Annotated in this window: 20 protein-coding genes and 1 pseudogene; 12 read left to right on the top strand and 9 right to left on the bottom strand. The window is 69.5% G+C overall.

From position 1 onward, the window contains the following. Positions 1 to 9 precede the first annotated feature (9 nt). The 4 genes from GUY59_RS00105 to GUY59_RS00090 form a co-directional block, all read right to left on the bottom strand. Positions 10 to 108, bottom strand: coding sequence for a 30S ribosomal protein bS22 (locus tag GUY59_RS00105; protein ID WP_018654693.1), 99 nt, complete (start codon positions 106 to 108; stop codon positions 10 to 12). Between the two features lie 185 nt (positions 109 to 293). Beyond that, the gene (locus tag GUY59_RS00100; RefSeq protein WP_026214222.1) at positions 294 to 497 is read right to left on the bottom strand and encodes a helix-turn-helix domain-containing protein; all 204 of its coding nucleotides are present in this window, start codon (positions 495 to 497) and stop codon (positions 294 to 296) included. A 306-nt stretch (positions 498 to 803) separates the two neighbouring features. Then, positions 804 to 1,592 (bottom strand): phosphatase, encoded by a 789-nt coding sequence (locus tag GUY59_RS00095; protein WP_138198697.1) that lies wholly within the window; start codon positions 1,590 to 1,592, stop codon positions 804 to 806. A 14-nt stretch (positions 1,593 to 1,606) separates the two neighbouring features. Further along, positions 1,607 to 2,770, bottom strand: a complete 1,164-nt coding sequence (locus tag GUY59_RS00090) for an acetoin utilization protein AcuC (RefSeq protein WP_201760335.1) — start codon at positions 2,768 to 2,770, stop codon at positions 1,607 to 1,609. A 123-nt stretch (positions 2,771 to 2,893) separates the two neighbouring features. Between GUY59_RS00090 and GUY59_RS50445 the strand changes: the two genes are divergently transcribed. The 4 genes from GUY59_RS50445 to GUY59_RS00070 all read left to right on the top strand — a co-directional run bounded on the left by GUY59_RS50445 (position 2,894) and on the right by GUY59_RS00070 (position 6,393). Further along, positions 2,894 to 4,021 (top strand): sensor histidine kinase, encoded by a 1,128-nt coding sequence (locus GUY59_RS50445; protein WP_138198698.1) that lies wholly within the window; start codon positions 2,894 to 2,896, stop codon positions 4,019 to 4,021. Continuing rightward, positions 4,018 to 4,698 (top strand): response regulator, encoded by a 681-nt coding sequence (locus tag GUY59_RS00080; RefSeq protein WP_138198699.1) that lies wholly within the window; start codon positions 4,018 to 4,020, stop codon positions 4,696 to 4,698. Before GUY59_RS50445 ends, GUY59_RS00080 begins: the two co-directional genes overlap by 4 nt. 79 nt (positions 4,699 to 4,777) lie before the next feature. Next, on the top strand, positions 4,778 to 5,668 hold the full coding sequence (locus tag GUY59_RS00075) for an ATP-binding cassette domain-containing protein (protein ID WP_138198700.1): 891 nt from the start codon (positions 4,778 to 4,780) through the stop codon (positions 5,666 to 5,668). Next, positions 5,665 to 6,393, top strand: a complete 729-nt coding sequence (locus tag GUY59_RS00070) for an ABC transporter permease subunit (protein ID WP_138198701.1) — start codon at positions 5,665 to 5,667, stop codon at positions 6,391 to 6,393. Before GUY59_RS00075 ends, GUY59_RS00070 begins: the two co-directional genes overlap by 4 nt. A 4-nt stretch (positions 6,394 to 6,397) precedes the next feature. Here GUY59_RS00070 and proC read toward each other — a convergent pair whose 3' ends face one another. Further along, complete coding sequence (gene proC / locus GUY59_RS00065) at positions 6,398 to 7,192, bottom strand: pyrroline-5-carboxylate reductase (RefSeq protein ID WP_138198702.1); 795 nt, start codon at positions 7,190 to 7,192, stop codon at positions 6,398 to 6,400. 44 nt (positions 7,193 to 7,236) lie between these two features. Continuing rightward, the gene (locus GUY59_RS00060; RefSeq protein WP_138198703.1) at positions 7,237 to 8,118 is read right to left on the bottom strand and encodes a proline dehydrogenase family protein; all 882 of its coding nucleotides are present in this window, start codon (positions 8,116 to 8,118) and stop codon (positions 7,237 to 7,239) included. A 58-nt stretch (positions 8,119 to 8,176) separates the two neighbouring features. Here GUY59_RS00060 and GUY59_RS00055 point away from each other — a divergent pair, with 58 nt between their 5' ends. From GUY59_RS00055 to GUY59_RS00025, 7 genes and pseudogenes are all read left to right on the top strand, one after another. After that, positions 8,177 to 8,635, top strand: a complete 459-nt coding sequence (locus tag GUY59_RS00055) for a hypothetical protein (RefSeq protein ID WP_201760334.1) — start codon at positions 8,177 to 8,179, stop codon at positions 8,633 to 8,635. Between the two features lie 232 nt (positions 8,636 to 8,867). After that, on the top strand, positions 8,868 to 10,742 hold the full coding sequence (dnaK, locus tag GUY59_RS00050) for a molecular chaperone DnaK (RefSeq protein ID WP_138198704.1): 1,875 nt from the start codon (positions 8,868 to 8,870) through the stop codon (positions 10,740 to 10,742). Then, positions 10,742 to 11,332 (top strand): nucleotide exchange factor GrpE, encoded by a 591-nt coding sequence (gene grpE / locus GUY59_RS00045; RefSeq protein WP_132329411.1) that lies wholly within the window; start codon positions 10,742 to 10,744, stop codon positions 11,330 to 11,332. The genes dnaK and grpE overlap by 1 nt, the downstream gene beginning before the upstream one ends. 21 nt (positions 11,333 to 11,353) lie before the next feature. After that, a complete protein-coding gene (gene dnaJ, locus GUY59_RS00040; RefSeq protein WP_132329414.1) occupies positions 11,354 to 12,535 on the top strand; it encodes a molecular chaperone DnaJ in 1,182 nt (393 codons plus the stop codon). 3 nt (positions 12,536 to 12,538) lie between these two features. Then, positions 12,539 to 12,862: pseudogene (locus GUY59_RS00035) on the top strand (heat shock protein transcriptional repressor HspR); the annotation flags it as partial. A 31-nt stretch (positions 12,863 to 12,893) separates the two neighbouring features. Then, complete coding sequence (gene clpB / locus GUY59_RS00030; protein WP_138198705.1) at positions 12,894 to 15,464, top strand: ATP-dependent chaperone ClpB; 2,571 nt, start codon at positions 12,894 to 12,896, stop codon at positions 15,462 to 15,464. Positions 15,465 to 15,689: 225 nt separating this feature from the next. Then, complete coding sequence (locus GUY59_RS00025) at positions 15,690 to 16,352, top strand: hypothetical protein (RefSeq protein ID WP_132329420.1); 663 nt, start codon at positions 15,690 to 15,692, stop codon at positions 16,350 to 16,352. 218 nt (positions 16,353 to 16,570) lie between these two features. Here GUY59_RS00025 and GUY59_RS00020 read toward each other — a convergent pair whose 3' ends face one another. Further along, the gene (locus tag GUY59_RS00020; RefSeq protein ID WP_252374795.1) at positions 16,571 to 17,101 is read right to left on the bottom strand and encodes a tetratricopeptide repeat protein; all 531 of its coding nucleotides are present in this window, start codon (positions 17,099 to 17,101) and stop codon (positions 16,571 to 16,573) included. Between the two features lie 158 nt (positions 17,102 to 17,259). On the opposite strand from GUY59_RS00020, the gene GUY59_RS00015 reads away from it, so the two are divergent. Beyond that, on the top strand, positions 17,260 to 17,592 hold the full coding sequence (locus GUY59_RS00015; RefSeq protein ID WP_132329423.1) for a hypothetical protein: 333 nt from the start codon (positions 17,260 to 17,262) through the stop codon (positions 17,590 to 17,592). A 4-nt stretch (positions 17,593 to 17,596) separates the two neighbouring features. Here GUY59_RS00015 and GUY59_RS00010 read toward each other — a convergent pair whose 3' ends face one another. After that, positions 17,597 to 18,256, bottom strand: a complete 660-nt coding sequence (locus tag GUY59_RS00010; protein WP_252374796.1) for a TetR/AcrR family transcriptional regulator — start codon at positions 18,254 to 18,256, stop codon at positions 17,597 to 17,599. Between the two features lie 4 nt (positions 18,257 to 18,260). Next, the coding region (locus GUY59_RS00005; protein ID WP_161714306.1) for an SDR family NAD(P)-dependent oxidoreductase at positions 18,261 to 19,070 on the bottom strand (810 nt) is incomplete at its 5' end.

The raw sequence follows: 19,070 nt of genomic DNA, 5'->3' as shown, positions 1-19,070 counted from the left end.
GCGTCGGGATTACTTCTTGTTGCGCCGCTGGATGCGCGTCTTCTTGAGCAGCTTGCGGTGCTTCTTCTTCGCCATCCGCTTACGGCGCTTCTTGATCACAGAGCCCACGGGACCCCCAGGTCGTGACTAAAGTCTTGAACGGAGTGCGAGCGCACACCGGCTCACAGACTACCGGCGATCGGCGGTAGATCGCCCATTGGGGGGTGAGCACCCGGTCGCGTCTCAGGCGACCGGGCCTCTCCCGCGACAGCACTCACGACATGGTCGTCCGCGTGGTCGTCCACGTCGCTACGCTAACCTGCCTCGATGTAGGCCTCCCGCAGATAGTCGTGTACCGCCTGCTCAGGCACCCTGAACGACCGGCCGACTCTGATGGCCGGCAGCTCGCCAGAGTGGACGAGCCGGTACACCGTCATCTTGGACACCCTCATGACCGTCGCCACTTCAGCCACGGTCAGGAACTTCACCTCACTGAGAGGTCTTTCGCCTGCACCCATCGGACGCCTCTTCCGCACGTGTTTACGGGTTATCCCCACTGGTGCCATTGCTCACGCACGTGTACTGCCGTCAGCGTAAGTCGGGACTCCGAGTGCGCAAACCCCCTATTTTCTCAGTCGACGGAGCCACCTGTCAGCCGAACCAGCAAAGTCGCTGGCCAGCCGCCGGGTCGAGCACCTCACCCGGACGTTGGAACTGTCCAAGTTGCCACACATAAGAGTCGCCGGAGCTCTGCCAAAAGTTGGCAAAGGGACGGCGAGCCTCTTGGAATGCAGGCGCGAAAAGACGGTATGCGGATGACCGAATTAGACGCGAAGGGCTCGTGAGACCAGAGTGACGAGCCGCTCGGTCAGCGGAGTGTAATGCCGCGGTAGCACATTGTCGTCAAGTGGCACAACCACGTCAATCTTCCCTTCAGCCTCACCGACGAACAACCCCGGGTCATTGCTGTCGGCGAATCCCACTGTGGGCGCACCTGCCTCTCCCGCCGCTCCTGCCCAGCCGTGGTCGGCGATAACCAGGTCGGGCAGCTCGCCGCGCAGCTCGGAGAGCATGTGGCGCATCGGGTCGGCGTCGTGGGTGTGCACGAACCCGCCCTTGTCGTCGAGCATCGCGACGCCCTGCAGATAGCGGATCTGCCGCGGCCGGGCGAACCCCGACCCCGTGTACGTCCAGCCCTCTCCTGGGGTCAGCAGCCGCGCGCCGCGCTCCACGCAGAGCCTGGCCAGCGGCAGGTGGACGGCGAGCAGGCCGGTCGGATGCCCGGTGGCGAACAACACGGCGGGGTCGGGCCGCGACAACGCGTGGGCGACGCGCTCGGCCATGGCGTCGAGCGCGTCGATCGTCAGGTCGGGGTCGATGGTGTCCTGGCCCCAGCGGTGCGACGGGTCGGAGACCACACCGGCGGACTTCGCCATCAGCGCCAGGATGTCGCGGTAGGGCCACGGCTGGTCGAACGTCAGCCCCAGCATGTAGTAGGGATCGCCGTTGGCCAGGGAACTGTAGTGGTCGAGGTTGTTCTCGCGGGAGGTCGCGACATCGCCGGCGATGCGGCTGCGGACAAGGTGCTCTCGGAGTTCGTCGCGGCTCAGCACTGCTTTCTTCCTCGTCAGGGCAGGGGGTCGAGCCCGTGCAGGGGGAAGACCGCGTTCCTGGTCGCCATGATCGCGCGGTCAATTGGGTCAGATGGGTCATAACCACCGGAAAGGTCGTTGAATTCCGGATGACGACCGTCTGTCATGGTCAGCGGCGCCGTCTCGCCGGTGCGCCGGCGTACGAACGCGCGCCAATCGTCGCCCGTCGGCGTGGCCGGATCGATCGGATGGCCCGCGATCTCCGCGATGAGATGCGTCCACGCCCGCGGCACCACCTGCACCAGCTCGTAACCGCCGCCGCCCGTCGCGATCCACCGCCCGCCCGCCGTCTCATGGGCCAGGCGGTGCAGGGCGGCGTAGGCGGTGCGCTGGCCGTCGACGCTCAGCATGAGGTTGGCCAGCGGGTCGAGCGCGTGACTGTCGCAGCCGTGCTGCGTCACCAGGATCTCCGGCCCGAACTCGTGCAGCAGCGGCGGCACCACCGCGTCGAAGGCCCGCAGCCAGCCCGAGTCGCCGCAGCCGGCGGGCAACGCCACGTTGACGGCCGTGCCGTCGGCGCCGGTCTCGCCGGGGAACCCGGTGCCGGGGAAGAGCGTGCGCGGGCTCTCGTGCAGGCTGATCGTCAGAACCCTGGGGTCGTCGTAGAACACCGCCTGCACGCCGTCGCCGTGGTGCACGTCCACGTCGACGTACGCGATGCGGCTCGCGCCCTGGCGCAGCAGCCACGCGATGGCCAGCGCCGGATCGTTGTAGACGCAGAACCCGCTGGCCATGGCGGGCATCGCGTGATGCAGCCCGCCCGCGATGTTGACGGCGTGCTCGGCCGAGCCCTCCCAGACCGAGCGGGCGGCGGCCAGCGAGGCGCCGGCGATCAGCGCGGAGGCGTCGTGCACTCCCTTGAACGCCGGGTTGTCGGTGGTGCCGAGCCCGGCGTCGAAGTCGGGCCGGCCGTCGGCGGACACGCGCCTGACCGCCTCGATGTAGTGGCGCTCGTGGACCATGGCCAGCTCGTCGTCGGTGGCGGGCACGCACCCGGCCGGCTCCACCTTGTCGAGCACGCCGAGCTCGCGGGCGAGCGCCATGGTCAGCTCCACCCGCACGGGGGCGAGCGGGTGACCGGGCCCGAAGTCGTAGGAGGTGAGCGCGTCGTCCCAGATCACCCGTGTCGACTGGCTCATGCACCCCTCCGCGATCGCCCTCTGCCGCCGACGTTACCGCAGCGCAGACATCGCGTTGTAGCCCGGGTTCATCCGGTGGACATCTCCCCGCGGCCTCTCCGAATCGTGACTTAGTGTCTTACCGTGCGCCCAGCGCGATCCTTACTCCGGCTCATCCGCTTCTTCCGGCGTCCCAAGGTCTTCGACCGGACGCTGGTGCTCGTGCTCGGCCTTCCCGGGCTCCTTCTGGTTCCCGTCATGCTCGCCATGGGGAACACCGCGCAGGTCCTGACCGCACTGCCCTACCTGGCCGCCGTCGTGGTCCTGCTCATGCGGCGCCACCGGCCGGTTCTGGTCACCGCGCTGGTCGCCGCGATCGACGTGGTCGGCGTGACGACGGACGTCACGCCGTCCAGCAACGTCCCCACGCTCGTCGCCTACTACAGCCTGGGCCGCTACACCGCCGGCCGCACGACCGCGATCGCCGCGGCGGGCGCGTTCGCCGCGTACGCGACGGTGCTTGAGCTGGACCAGGTCACCGGCGGCTGGGTGATGGCCCTGTTCAACGTCGGCGTGCCCGTCGGGATCGGTCAGATCGTCCGGCTGAGGAGCGAGCTGCACGAACGCGGCAGACGCGAAGCCGCCGACGCCGCGGTCAGCGCCGAGCGGCGGCGCATCGCCAGGGAACTGCACGACGTGGTCGCCCACCACATCACGGTGATCAACGCCCTGGTCGGCGGCGCCAGGGCCACGCTCCCGGCCGAGCAGGAGGTCACCAGGAACGCCCTGGAGAGCGCCGAGCAGACCGCCCGCCAGGCGATGTCCGAAATGCGCCGCCTGCTCGACGTGCTCAGGGCCGACGGCCACGAAGGGCCGGACGCCGCCACGGGGGTGGGCGCCGACCGGCTGCCCACGCTGATCAAGCAGGCCAGGTCGGCGGGGCTGCCCGCGCACCTGACCGTGACCGGCGAGCCCGTTTCGCTGCCCGCCGTCGTGGACCACGCGGTCTACCGGATCGTGCAGGAGGCGCTGACCAACACGCGCAAGCACGCGCCGGGCGCACGGGCGAGTGTGCGGCTCGCGTACGAGCCGGACGCCGTGGAGGTCGAGGTGGTCGACGACGGCAGCGCCAAGGGGTCCGAGACGCCGGGGTTCGGGCTCGGGGGCATGGCCGAACGGGTGGCGTTGTGCGGCGGCCGGCTCTCCACGGGGCCCCGCGCCCCGCAGGGAGGCTTCCGCGTGCACGCCCGCATCCCCCTGGAGACACCGTGATCAAAGTGCTGCTGGCCGACGACCACGAGCTGGTGCGCATGGGCTTCAAGCTGATGCTCGACGCCCAGCCGGACATGGGCGTGGTCGGCGAGGCCGGCGACGGCGCTCGGGCGGTGGACCTTTGCCGACGGCTGCGCCCCGACGTGGTGCTGATGGATCTGCACATGCCCGGCCTCGACGGAGTCGGCGCGACCGAGCTGATCACCGCGGAGCTGCCGGAGGTCCGGGTGCTCGCGCTGAGCACGTTCGACCTGGACGAGAACGTGCTCGCGGCGCTCAGGGCGGGGGCCGGCGGGTTCCTGCCCAAGGACGTCTCCCCCGAGGAGCTGATCGAGGGCGTGCGCGTGGTGCACCGCGGCGAGTCCGCCGTCGCGCCGCGCCTGCTCACCAGGCTGATCGGCACGTTCGTACGCGCCGCCGACGGCCGGGACGCGGATCCCCCGCGGCGCAGGGAGCCGGTGCAGGCCGAGGTCGCCGGCCTGACGGAACGCGAACGCGAGATCCTCGTGCTGATCGCCCGCGGCCGCTCGAACGCCGAGATCGCCGCGGCCCTGTCCGTCTCCCCCTCCACCGTCAAGAACCACGTGACGAACCTCTTCGCCAAGGTCGGCGTCAGGGACCGGGCGCAGGCCGTGATCGTCGCCTACGAGGCGGGGCTCGTCCAACCGGGAGTGTAGGACCAGGCTCCCAGACGCCCGCGCGGAAATCGGTTCCGCGCAGGAGGTGCACGATCGCGGGCGACGGCACGCTGGGATCATGACCGCGATACGGGCAACGAACCTGAGCAAACGCTACGGCGGCACGGTCGCCGTGTCGGACCTGTCGTTCGACGTCGAGCCCGGCCGGGTGACCGGTTTTCTCGGGCCCAACGGCGCCGGCAAATCCACGACCATGCGGATGATCCTGGGGCTCGACCGGCCGTCCGGCGGCTCGGCGCTCGTGGACGGGCTCCCGTACGCCGAGCTGACACACCCGCTGCGCAAGGTGGGCGCGCTGCTGGACGCCAAGGCCGTGCACGGCGGGCGCAGCGCGCGCAACCACCTGCTGGCCATTGCCCAGAGCAACGGCATTCCGAACGGCCGCGTGGACGAGGTGCTGGAGACCGTGGGCCTGCGCGAGGTGGCGGGGCGCCGGATCGGCGGGTTCTCCTTGGGCATGTCGCAGCGCCTGGGCATCGCCGCCGCGCTGCTCGGCGACCCGGAGATCCTGCTGTTCGACGAGCCGGTCAACGGGCTCGACCCCGACGGCATCCTGTGGATCCGCACGTTCATGCGCGGACTGGCGGCCGAGGGCCGTACGGTGTTCGTCTCCAGCCACCTGATGAGCGAGATGGCGCAGACCGCCGACCACCTGATCGTGATCGGCAGGGGCACGCTGATCGCCGACACGAGCGTGCGGGAGTTCATCGGGCGCAGTTCGCAGGGGTACGTACGGGTGCGCTCGCCCCGGTTGGCCGAGGTCGCCGAGCTGATCAAGGTGGGCGAGCTCCACCACGACCACCTCCGGGTGACCGCGATGAGCCCGGTCGAGATCGGCACGCTCACCGCGCGGGCCGGGATCCCGCTGGAGGAGCTGACGTTCGTGCAGCCGTCGCTGGAGGCGGCGTACATGGAACTGACCAAGGACAGCCTGGAGTTCACCTCATGATCGACATCCTCAGGTCCGAATGGACCAAGATCCGCTCGGTGCGCTCCACGGTGTGGACGCTGGCCATCGCGGTGCTGTTGCTGCTGGGCATGTCCGCCCTGCTCAACGGCACGGCCGACGATCCGGTAGACGGGGCGCGGGCGATCTCGCTGAGCCTGGGCGGCGTGATGCTCGCCTCGCTGCCCATGGCCGCGCTCGGTGTCCTGGTGATCTCCAGCGAGTACCGTACGGGGGCCATCCGCGTCTCGCTCATGGCCGTGCCGAGGCGCCTCTCCCTGCTGACCGGCAAGGTCGTGGTGTTCGCCGTGACCTCGATGGTGGTCTGCACGCTCGCGTTGGCCTGCACGCTCGCCATCGGCCTGGCGATCTCCCAGCCGGCGTCGTTCGACGCGGGCGCCGCCGTCCAGGTCGCTCTGGGCTCGGCTCTCTACCTGACCGCGTGCGGCCTGTTCGGGCTCGGGCTCGGCACGCTGATCCGGCACACGCCCGGTGCCGTGGTGTCGGTCATCGCGCTGATCCTGGTGGTCCCCCCTGTGACGAACCAGCTTCCCGGGCAGTGGGGCGATGTCGTGGCCGCGCACTTCACCACGAACGCGGGCATGCTGGTCGTGACGGGCCACGGCAACGAGCACCTCGGCGCGTGGAGCGGCTTCGGCGTCTACATGGCCTGGATCGCCGTGGCCCTGGTCGCCGGCGCCGTGTTGCTGCGGCGGCGCGACGCGTGAGCGGTCAGCCGGAGGCGAGTTCGCGGCCGCGGTCGCGGGCCGCCTCGATGGCGGCCAGGAACGCGGCCCGCACGCTGTGGCGCTCCAGCTCTGCGATGGCCGCGATCGTGGTGCCGCCGGGAGAGGTGACGGCCTCGCGCAGGATCACCGGGTGCTCGCCGGAGTCGCGCAACATCACGGCGGCGCCGACGATGGACTGGGTGACCATGTCGAGCGCGGCAGCCCGCGGCATGCCGAGCAGGATGCCCGCGTCGACCATGGCCTCGACGAGGTAGAAGAAGTAGGCGGGGCCGCTGCCGGAGAGCGCGGTGGCGGCGTCCTGCTGCGACTCGGGGATGCGCAGCACCTTGCCGACGGGGCTGAGCAGCGCCTCGGTGAGCCTGAGGTGCTCCTCGCCCGCGTGCGCGCCCGCCGAGATGACGCTCATCGCCTCGTCGAACCTGATCGGCGTGTTGGACATCACCCGGACCACCGGCACGTCCACGCCGAGCCGCTGCTCCACGAACGACGTCGTGATGCCGGCCGCGGCGGTGATCACCAGGCGGTCGGCGGGCACGCAGGGGGCGATCTCGGCCAGCAGCGTGGCCATGTCCTGGGGCTTGACGGCCAGGATCAGCGTGTCGGCCGCCTTGGCCGCCTCGACGTTGGGGACGGTGCGCACGCCGTAGGACTCGCGCAGTGCCTGCGCCCGCTCGGCCCTGCGCGTGGTCACCATGATGTCGCCGGGCTTGAAGCCGGCGCGCAGCAGCCCGGACAGCAGCGCCTCGCCCATCTTGCCCGTGCCCAGAATCGCGATCATTTCCGCCCCTCGAGGAATAGACGCTGATGCAGCTTACCGGCGGGCTAGCCCCGTGAGAGCAGGGAGCGCAGGAAGAAGGCCAGGTTGCGGGGGCGCTCCGCCAGGCGGCGCATGAGGTAGGGATACCAGTCGGCGCCGTAGGGGACGTAGACGCGCACCGTGAATCCGAGTGCCGCCAGGCGGGCCTGCTCGTCGGGGCGCACGCCGTAGAGCATCTGATATTCGAAGCCGGTCGGGTCGCGCCCGTCGAGCACGGCGAGCGTCGAGGCGATGCGCACGAGTCTGGGGTCATGGGTGGCGACCATCGGATGGCCGGCGCCGGCCATCAGCACCTTCAGGCAGCGTACGAACGAACGGTCGATGTCGGCGGTCGAGGAGTAGGCGCCGGGAGCGGTGTAGGCGCCCTTGCACAGCCGCACCCTGGCGTCGCCGAGCTGCTCGCAGCGGTCGAGCGAGTCGGGCAGGTAGGCCTGCACCACCACGCCGACGTCCGGGTGCTCCTTGCGCAGCGCGACATGCACGGCGTGCAGTTTGGCGATCGTGTCGTGCTCCTCCGCGTCGAGCGTCACCGTGACGTCCCTGGCCGCGGCGGCCCTGCAGATGGCCGCGGCGTGGTCGAACGCGAGCTCCTCCGACAGCCTCAGCCCGAGCGCCGTGAGCTTGACCGAGACGTCGGCGCCCGGAGGCAGCAGGCGGAGCAGCGACAGGTATGCGGTCACGGTGCTCTCGGCCTGCGAGCGGCCGGTCACCTCCTCGCCGAGGTGGTCGACGGAGACGCGCAGGCCCTTGCGGGACAGCCGGTCGACGGCGGCGCCGACGTCGTCGGCGACATAGCGCCTGACCACGTCCGCGGTCAGCGGCGACGTGGTGATGACGCGCTCGGCGCGCCGGCTCTTGGAGACAGCGAGCAATGCCTGACGGAGCACAGGACCACACTATGGTGAACCGGCGACCGGCGGGATCCGTCGTAGGGGTATGCGGACAATGACAGCGACCCTTCTGGCCGGATGTCTGATGCTGGCGACGAGTTGCGGCACGGCCCAGCCTGCCGAGCGTGCCTCCTCCCCCAGCCAGGACAAGCCGCCCGTCGTGTCCAACCCGGTCGGCACCACGCCCAGCAAGGCGCCCTCGAAGGCGCCCAAGCAGGTCAAGCCGACAGGCAACGCCATCAACGTGCACAAGGCCCGCTGGACCAAGGCCAAGCCAGCCTCCAAGGGCAAGAAGCTCCAGCTGACGTGGCAGTCGGGAGTGGAGCCCTGCACGGTGCTGGACCGCGTCAAGGTCAAGGAGACGTCCAAGCGCGTCACGGTCACCCTGTACGAGGGCACGTCGCCCAAGGCCGAGAACGTCTCCTGCATCATGATCGCAATCGAGAAGACCACCACGGTCAAGCTGAAGAAGCCCCTCGGCAAGCGCAAGGTCGTGGACGGCGCCAAGCCGTAACGACCGCCTTCCGGCCCGCGAACCCCCGGCAACGCACCCACGATGCCGGGGGTTCGCTGTGCGCGGAACCCCTGGCCCTTCTGCACCGTTGCGCGTGATGTGGGCCCTTATTGCGGGAATGTATCGGCGCTCATGAGGGTTGAGTCGAGTAGGCTCAAGTCGTTTGCCAAAGAAGACACATATCCGTTAGCTTGAGTCTGACCGACTCAACTTTGACTACGAGGACTCACTCATGGCACGTGCGGTAGGTATCGACCTTGGGACGACCAACTCTGTCGTCTCGATCCTCGAGGGCGGTGAGCCCACCGTCATCGCCAACGCGCAGGGCTCGCGGACCACGCCGTCCGTGGTCGCCTTCGCAAAGAACGGCGAGGTCCTGGTCGGCGAGGTCGCCAAGCGCCAGGCGGTCACCAACGTGGACCGGACGATCCGGTCGGTCAAGCGGGAGATGGGCACCGCCTGGTCCCAGGAGATCGACGGGAAGAAGTTCTCGCCGCAGCAGATCAGCGCCTTCGTCCTGCAGAAGCTCAAGCAGGACGCCGAGGCCTATCTCGGCGAGAAGATCGCCGACGCCGTGATCACCGTCCCGGCCTACTTCAACGACGCCCAGCGGCAGGCCACCAAGGAGGCCGGCACGATCGCGGGCCTCAACGTGCTCCGCATCATCAACGAGCCGACCGCCGCGGCCCTCGCCTACGGGCTCGACAAGGAGCAGGACCAGACCATCCTGGTCTTCGACCTCGGTGGCGGCACCTTCGACGTGTCGCTGCTCGACGTCGGCCAGGAGGACGGCCACGGCTTCGTCGAGGTCAAGGCCACCTCCGGTGACAACCACCTCGGTGGCGACGACTGGGACCAGCGCGTCGTCGACGAGCTCGTCAAGCGCTTCCAGAACGCCCACGGCGTCGACCTGGCCAAGGACAAGATGGCCCTGCAGCGCCTGCGCGAGGCGGCGGAGAAGGCCAAGATCGAGCTGTCCAGCCAGTCCGAGACCAACATCAACCTGCCCTACATCACGGCCTCGGCCGAGGGCCCGCTGCACCTCGACGAGAAGCTGACGCGCGCGGAGTTCCAGCGGATGACGGCCGACCTGCTCGAGCGCGCCAAGGGCCCGTTCAACCAGGTCATCAAGGACGCCGGCATCAAGGTCGCCGACATCGCCCACGTGGTGCTCGTCGGTGGCTCGACCCGCATGCCCGCCGTGTCCGAACTGGTGAAGGAGCTGACCGGCGGCAAGGAGCCCAACAAGGGCGTCAACCCGGACGAGGTCGTCGCCATCGGCGCCGCCCTGCAGGCCGGTGTGCTCAAGGGCGAGGTCAAGGACGTCCTGCTGCTCGACGTGACCCCGCTGTCGCTGGGCATCGAGACCAAGGGCGGCATCTTCACGAAGATCATCGAGCGCAACACGACGATCCCGACCAAGCGCTCCGAGGTCTTCACCACGGCCGAGGACAACCAGCCGTCGGTGCAGATCCAGGTCTACCAGGGCGAGCGTGAGATCGCCTCCTACAACAAGAAGCTGGCCACGTTCGAGCTGACCGGCATCGCGCCGGCGCCGCGCGGCATCCCGCAGATCGAGGTCACCTTCGACATCGACGCCAACGGCATCGTCAACGTCTCCGCCAAGGACCTGGGAACGGGCAAGGAGCAGACGATGACGATCACCGGCGGCTCCGCGCTGCCGAAGGACGACATCGAGCGGATGATGCGCGAGGCCGAGTCGTACGCCGAGGAGGACAAGAAGCGCCGCGAGGAGGCCGAGGTCCGCAACAACGCCGACGGGCTCGCCTACCAGACGGAGAAGTTCCTCCGCGAGAACGACGACAAGGTTCCGGCCGACGTCAAGACCGAGGTCAACGACGCCCTGACCGAGCTGAAGAAGGCTCTGGAGGGCACCGACACCGACGTCATCCGCACCTCGGCGGAGAAGCTCGCCACCGTCAGCCAGAAGATGGGTTCGGCGATCTACGCCCAGAGCCAGGGCCAGCAGGCCGGCGGCGAGGGCGGCCCGCAGGACGCCACGTCCGGCCAGGAGGGCCAGAAGGCCGATGACGACGTGGTCGAAGCCGAGATCGTCGACGAAGACCAGCCGAAGAAGGACCAGTGATGCCGCCGCGTGAAAACGGGCACGAGGAGCCAGTGATCCGCGACAACCGGAAGATCGATCCCGAGACGGGCCAGGTGCGCGACGCCCCGGCCGCCGAGCAGGAGGCGCCCGCCGAGGCGCCGGAGGCGCAGAACGGCGAGCTGGCGGCCCAGCTCGCCGAGCGGACCGCCGACCTGCAGCGGCTGCAGGCCGAATACACCAACTACCGCAGGCGCGTCGAACGCGACCGCGTGGTGGTCCGTGAGCAGGCGGTCGCCGGGGCGCTGACGGAGCTCCTGCCCGTGCTCGACGACATCGGAAGAGCCCGTGAGCACGGTGAGCTGACCGGAGGTTTCGCGAAAGTGGCGGAGGCCCTGGAAGCGGCGCTCACCAAGCTGGGGCTCAGCCCGTTCGGACAGAAGGGCGACCCGTTCGACCCGACGGTCCACGAGGCGCTGATGCACAGCTACTCCACCGAGGTGACCGAGCCGACCGCCATCGAGGTGCTGCAGCTCGGATACCGGATGGGTGACAGGGTGCTGCGCCCGGCGCGGGTGGCCGTCGCCGAACCCGAGGACGCCCCTCCTGCGTCCGATGACGACGACAACTGACACTAGGACGAAGGGCCGTAGATGAGCACCAAGGACTACTTGGAGAAGGACTACTACGCCGTCCTTGGTGTGCCCAAGACCGCCACCGCCGAAGAGATCAAGAAGGCTTACCGGAAGCTGGCCAGGCAATACCACCCCGACACCAACAAGGGCGACGCGACCAAGGAGACCAAGTTCAAGGAGATCTCCGAGGCTTACGACGTCCTGTCCGACAGCAAGCGCCGCAAGGAATACGACGAGGCGCGCACGCTGTTCGGGTCCGGGGTGGGGGGCCAGCGACCCGGCGGCGGTGGTGGCGGGTTCCCGTTCGACTTCGGCGACCTGTTCGGCGGCACGGCGCAGCCGGGTTCGGGCGGAGGCGCGGGTGACCGGCTCGGCGACCTGTTCGGCGGGCTGTTCAACCGGGGCGGCTCCACCCGCACCTCGACCACGTCCAGGCCGCGGCGCGGCCAGGACGTGGAGTCCGAGGTGACGCTGACGTTCACCGAAGCGGCCGAGGGCACCACCGTGTCGCTCAGGCTCACGAGTTCGGCCGCCTGCGGCGCGTGCACCGGCACGGGCGCGAGGGCGGGCACGACACCGAGGGTCTGTCCCACCTGTGAGGGCACCGGGGCGGCCAGTCGCAACCTGGGCAACTTCGCCTTCTCCGAGCCCTGCCGCGACTGCAAGGGCCGCGGGCTGATCGTGGACGACCCCTGCCCCGTGTGCGAGGGCAGCGGCCGGGCCAAGAGCACCCGCACCATCCAGGCCCGCATCCCCGCAGGGGTGGCCGACGGCCAGCGGGTCAAGCTCAAGGGCAAGGGAGGCCCGGGCGAGAACGGCGGCCCCGCCGGCGACCTCTACATCTTGGCGCACGTCAAACCGCATGCCGTGTTCGGCAGGTCGGGCGACAACCTGACGATCACCGTGCCGGTGACGTTCACGGAGGCCGCTCTGGGCGCCGAGATCAAGGTGCCCACCCTCAAGGGCATGCCGGTGACGCTGCGCATCCCCGCGGGCACGCCCAACAGCCGCACGTTCCGCGTGCGGGGCAGGGGCGTCACCCGCAAAGACGGCACCAAGGGCGACCTGCTCGCGACGGTCGAAGTGGTGGTGCCGAACACGCTCGACGACAAGTCGCGCGAGCTCCTCACCGAGTTCAGCACCGCGAACGCCGGCGAGGACCCACGCGCTGAGCTCATTCAGCGAGCCAGAAGCGAGTAGCCGATGGACGCCAACTATTTCGACCTGTCAGATGACACACCCGTCTATGTGATCTCGGTGGCCGCGCAGCTGTCGGGGCTGCACCCCCAGACCCTGCGCCAGTACGACCGGCTGGGGCTGGTCAGCCCCGGCCGCACCGCGGGGCGCGGCCGCCTCTACTCGACACGCGACATCATCCAGCTCCGCGAGGTGCAGCGGCTCTCCCAGGAGGAGGGCATCAACCTCGCGGGCATCAAGCGGATTCTCGAGCTCGAGAACGAAGCACTGCGGCTGCGGGAGGAGGTTCACCGCCTGCGTGCCGAGATGCGGATGGTCCGAGCGCTGATCCGCTACGAGCTGCCACCGGGGGCCTAGAACGATGGACTACAAGCTCACCCAGAAGAGCCAGGAAGCGCTCTCGGGCGCCATGCGGCGTGCCGCCGCCGAGGGCAATCCCGAGATCGCCCCCGTTCACCTGCTGACCACGCTGCTCTCCCAGACCGGCGGCACGGCCGTGCCGCTGCTCGAAGCCGTCGGCGCCGACTGGCGTGCGCTGCGGACGCGCGCTGAGGAGCAGCTCGCGGCGCTGCCGAAGGCGCAGGGCGCTACGGTGGGGGCGCCGTCGAGCTCGCGCCACCTCCTGACGGTGATGAACACCGCGGCCCAGCACGCCAACCGCCTCGAAGACCTCTACGTCTCGACCGAGCACCTGCTGGTGGGCCTGGCCACCGACGGCGGCCCCGTGGCCGACCTGCTGAAGTCGCAGGGTGCCACGCCGCAGGCGCTGCTCGACGCCTTCGAGAAAGTACGCGGCCATGCCCGCGTCACCAGCGAGACCCCTGAGGACACCTACCAGGCGCTGGAGAAATACGGCGTCGACCTGACCGAGCGCGCGAGGGGCGGCAAGCTCGACCCGGTCATCGGCCGCGACTCCGAGATCCGCCGCGTCATCCAGGTGCTCAGCCGCCGCACCAAGAACAACCCGGTGCTCATCGGGGAGCCCGGCGTCGGCAAGACCGCCGTCGTGGAGGGGCTGGCCCAGCGCATCGTGGCCGGCGACATCCCCGAGTCGCTGCGCAACAAGCGGCTCATCGCGCTCGACCTGGGCGCGATGGTGGCCGGCGCGAAATACCGCGGCGAGTTCGAGGAGCGGCTGAAGGCCGTGCTCTCCGAGATCAAGGAGAGCGACGGGCAGATCGTGACGTTCATCGATGAGCTGCACACCGTCGTCGGCGCGGGAGCCGCCGAGGGCGCGATGGACGCCGGCAACATGCTCAAGCCCATGCTGGCCCGCGGCGAGCTGCGCATGATCGGCGCGACCACGCTCGACGAATACCGCGAGCGCATCGAGAAGGATCCCGCGCTGGAGCGCCGCTTCCAGCAGGTCTACGTGGGCGAGCCCACGGTCGAGGACACGATCGCGATCCTGCGCGGGCTCAAGGGCCGCTACGAAGCCCACCATCAGGTGCAGATCTCCGACGGCGCGCTGGTGGCCGCCGCCGCGCTGTCCGACCGCTACATCACCAACCGTTTCCTCCCCGACAAGGCCATCGACCTGGTCGACGAGGCCGCCTCGCGGCTGCGCATGGAGATCGACTCCCGTCCCGTGGAGATCGACCAGCTCCAGCGCAACGTCGACCGGATGAAGATGGAGGAGCTGGCGCTGTCGAAGGAGACCGACGAGGCCTCCGTGCAGCGGCTCGAACGCCTGCGCCAGGAGCTGGCCGACCGCCAGGAGGAGCTCAACGCCCTCGTCGGCCGCTGGGAGCACGAGAAGGCGGGGCTCAACAAGGTCGGTGAGCTGAAGAAGCAGCTCGACGAGGCCAGGAGCGCCGCCGAGCGGGCGCAGCGCGACGGCGACTTCGAGGTCGCGTCGCGGCTGATGTACGCCGAGGTGCCCCGGCTGGAGCAGGCGCTCAAGTCCGCCTCCGAGGCCGCGCAGCCCGACGACACCATGGTCAAGGAGGAGGTCGGGGCCGACGACATCGCCGAGGTGATCTCGTCGTGGACCGGCATCCCCGCCGGGCGCCTCCTGGAGGCGGAGACGGCCAAGCTGCTGCGCATGGAGGATGAGCTGGGCAAGCGGCTCATCGGCCAGCAGCGGGCCGTACAGGCCGTTTCCGACGCCGTACGCCGCAGCCGGGCCGGCATCGCCGACCCCGACAGGCCGACGGGTTCGTTCCTGTTTCTCGGGCCGACCGGTGTGGGCAAGACCGAGCTGGCCAAGGCGCTGGCGGAGTTCCTGTTCGACGACGAGCGGGCGATGACCCGCATCGACATGAGCGAATACTCCGAGAAGCACAGCGTGGCCAGGCTCGTCGGAGCGCCTCCAGGCTATGTCGGCTACGAGGAGGGCGGCCAGCTCACCGAGACCGTCAGGCGGCGCCCGTACACCGTGGTGCTGCTCGACGAGGTGGAGAAGGCCCACCCCGAGGTGTTCGACATCCTGCTGCAGGTGCTCGACGACGGGCGGCTGACCGACGGCCAGGGCCGTACGGTCGACTTCCGCAACACGATCCTGATCCTCACCTCCAATATCGGCTCCCAGTTCCTCGTCGATCCCGCTCTGGAGAACGGCGCCAAGCGCGAGGCGGTCATGGGGGCGGTGCGCAACTCGTTCAAGCCGGAGTTCCTCAACCGGCTCGACGACGTGATCCTGTTCGACGCGCTCGGTTCCGAGGAACTGGCGCGGATCGTCGACCTGCAGGTCGACCGCCTGGCGCAGCGCCTGGCCGACCGCAGGCTGACGCTGGAGGTCACGCCGGCGGCCCGCGAGTGGCTGGCGCTGACGGGCTACGACCCGATGTACGGCGCCCGCCCGCTGCGCCGCCTGGTCCAGTCGGCCATCGGCGACAAGCTGGCCAAGGCGGTGTTGTCGGGCGAGATCGCCGACGGCGACAAGGTATTGGTGGAGCTCGGCGACGACGCGCTGCTCATCCAGCGCGGCTGAGGCCCGGCCGGGAGCCCGGAGATCCGATCGGTCTCCGGGCTCCCGGCGTGTCATGCCGCGGTCATGGGGCACGGGGATTGGTAAGGTTCGCCCCACACTTCGGACAAGCCGCACTCCCGCGGGCGGACGGCTGGCTACGTTCAGCGTTCGTCAGATCAGCGCAATTGATCAGGGGGACGTGCAGTGTCATCCCAGAAAGTCCGAAGCATCCTCGCGGTGGCCGCGGTGACCGCTGGTGTCACGTGGTGGGCCGCGGCCCCCTCGACGGCTGACTCCTGCGCGAACACCAAGCCGGTCGTGATCTCGCCCGACTCGGCCCTGTCCTTCTGCCACGAGCAGTCGAGGGTGAACATCAACGACGGCGGCTCGGGCAGCAGCCGGGTGGTCGCCGAGGAGTCGGGCAAGCTGGCCACGGCGACCGGGAAGCTGGCCAGGCAGCTGGGCCTGACCGGGCTGGCGGCGGGAAGGTCGGCGCTGGGCGGCACCGACATCGGCGGGGTCGCGGCGACCTGGGGCATGCCCATGCTGACCTCCGCCTCGCCCGCGGTGTTCCCCGCGGTGCCAGGCCGGACCGGCATGAGAGACATGTCGACCATGTCGAGCGTGCCGGCGCTGCCCTCGCTGCCGTCGTTGCCCGAGACGCCGCTGCTGGCCAAGCTGCCGGCCGAGATGTCGCTCGGTCAGGCCACCCACAGCAACCGCATCGGGGGCAGGGACATCCGGGCGCCGAAGGACCTCGACAAGCCCGTCCGCGAGGTCGGCGAGGACGTCATCGGCGTGCTGCTGCCGAAGGCGGTGGAGAGCGTCGAGGGAACGTCGATGCTGACCGGCGGACGGTCCCCGGTGCAGGGCGTCACGGGGCTCACCGACGGTCTCGGGCTGCGGTGAGCACACCGTACGCCGACCCTCCCGTCCGGGCGCGGAACGTGCCTGCCGCGCCCGGATCCCCATGACGAAGGGGCCGCGGCCATCGGGGCGCGGCCCCTTCGTCATCGTCTGTCACAGGAGCTTCAGTGGCCCTCTTCACGCGGGCATGGTGCAGTGACCTCCGGCCACCGGCGGCCTCGCCCGGGGACGGGCCGCGACGTCGCGCGAGGGCGATCGCCTCAGGAGACCATCTCGTCGAGCTCGTCCTCGGGGAGCCCGAGATCGACCCTGATGCGGTAGCGGGTGCGTAGCAGCGCCACCTGCTCGGGGTCGTTCTCGTCACAGTCGAGGACCGCCTGGGTGGCCCATTCGAGGCCACCGCGGAGATCTCCGTAGGCGACGAGCGTCTCGGCGATCGTGTGAGCGGTCGCCGTGGAGACGTTGCCCTCGGCGCGTATCGTCTCGATGACCTCCCTCGCCTCGTCGTGCCTGTCGAGCTCGAACAGCGTGTCGGCGATGCCGGCACGCGGATCGAAACCCGCCTCGCCACCGTCCTCGACCGCGCGCTGGAAACACTCCATCGCGCGCGCCGGCTGGCCCGCCGCTCGCCACTCCTCGGCGGCGAGGACCAGGATGGAAGCCCGGGAGACGTCGCCCGAGGAATAGTCGAGCGCGACGTCGTAGAGCCGACTGGCCAGGGAATCGTGGTCGTCGGCCAATAGAGCCTGCTCAAGCAGACGATCAAGGTGCTCACGGGTCACATGCGCCACACCGCGAGACTACCGAGCCGTCCGGTCGTTTGCCTGGTCAATCCGCACACTTACAAAACGGTAACGACTCGCCCAATCCTGCGCCTCCTGCGCGTGTTCATGCAGGTCACAGGGCATATAGCAGGTGCTCTGCTGTCAAGCGAGCGAAGGGGGCCGTGATGGGCGTGTCCAAGCAGATGACCTTCACGCTGGCCTGCGCTGTCGTGTTGTCGGCCCTCGTCCCCGGTCTCGCCGGTTATCTGTCGGCCCGTCTGGAGGCCATCGAGTCGGCGGAGCGCAGCCTGCGCGCCCTGGAGACCCGGCTGCACATCAGGGAGGCCAGGGACGCGCGTCCCGTCTCCTACCCGGGTCCGTGCGTGCGCACGCCTGCCGCGCCCGGCTATGAGGACGTGCCGACGGCCGCGCTCGGCCATCGGCGGCAATGGGTGGACGACGTGCCGGCGTGGCTGCCCGGCATGGTGACGGAGCCACCGCACGCGGGCGGCCACTGACCGCTCAGTCGTGCGGCGACCAGGACCGCAGCTGGCGGGAGAGGAAGCCGCGGATCAGGTGTTTGGCCGCCTCGATGATCTCCGGCTCACCGTCGGGGTCGCGGCGGAAGGCCAGTTTCAGCACGGCGTCGCCCGCCTCGACCGCCACCAGCACCGCGAGATCGAGGTCGGGGCTGTCGGCCAGCCCGAACTCCTTCAGGAACAGCCCGCGCAGCCGGCCGGCGATCACGGTGTTGTTGTCGGAGTCGGAGTCGAGCAGGTTGAGGTCGACGACGTCACCGAAGTGCAGGCTCTTGAAGCCGGCGACCGTGCGGTGCATGTCGACGTATTCGTCGATGATCGCGTCGACCGCCTCCCACCACCCCCGGTGGTCCTCCTCCAGGAACTTGCGGTCGACCCGTCGGACGAACTCCTCGACGTTGCGCCGGGTGAGCTCCTGCGTGATCGCGCGCTTGTCGGGAAAGAACTGGTAGACCGACCCGATCGCCACGCCCGCCCGCTCGGCTATGCGCGTGGTGGACAGGGCTTCGTACCCGATCTCGTCGAGCAGCTCGGCGCAGGCGTCGAGCATCCGCTCGACGCGCCGGGCGCTGCGGCGTTGTGCGGGTTGCCGCCTGAGTGCTTTGGGCTGGCTGCAGTCTTCTTCGATTTGCGGCGAGGACACGGATTCATCTTCTCCCGTACGGTAGTTCGTTACCTCCGATTTGCGGATACCGACGGGTTCCCGTCAACCGTGCGAGCCCGCGCATCGCCCGTGGCGAAATGCGTGACAGGGTATATCCGATCTTTCCCTCCATGTTGACCGGAACAACCGCCTGATTCCTGTGCACCGCACGCAACACGTACGCGGCCACGCGCTCGGGTGGATATCCGCGCCGCGCCAGGCCGCGTACGGCGTCGTCGTGCAGGTCCACGCCGGTGTACGTGGCGTTGCGGGCGATGGCCGTGGAGACGAAGCCCGGGCAGATGGCGCTGACCCCGATGTCGTGCCCGGCCAGCTCGGCTCGCAGGCAGTCGCTGAGCATCTTCACCGCGGCCTTCGAGGCGGAGTACGCGGGCAGCAGCCGGGAGGGAGCGAAGGCGGCCAGCGAGGCGACGTTGACGATGTGGCCGCCCTGGCCGCGTTCGACCATGGCGGCGGCGAACAGGCGGCACCCGTGCACGACGCCCCACAGGTTGATGTCGATGGTCCTGCGCCAGTCGTCCACGGTGTGGTCGAGAAACGACCCGATGACCGCGATTCCGGCATTGTTCACCACAATGTCCGGCACGCCATATTGAGCGATGATATTTCGCGAGAACTCCTCCATCTGATCCATATCCGCCACATCGACCCGCGCTGCGTGAGCCGTACCCCCGAGGTCCTTGCCGATCGCCTCGGCGGCCCGCCGGGCGGCGGCAAGGTCGAGGTCCGCGCAGACCACCTCGGCGCCGTGCACCGCGAACGCCCGCGACGTCGCCAGCCCGATCCCCGAACC

Source organism: Nonomuraea sp. K271 (genome assembly GCF_009908215.1).
Classification (GTDB): Bacteria; Actinomycetota; Actinomycetes; order Streptosporangiales; family Streptosporangiaceae; genus Nonomuraea; species Nonomuraea longispora.
This window is presented reverse-complemented; position numbering and strand designations above follow the sequence as displayed.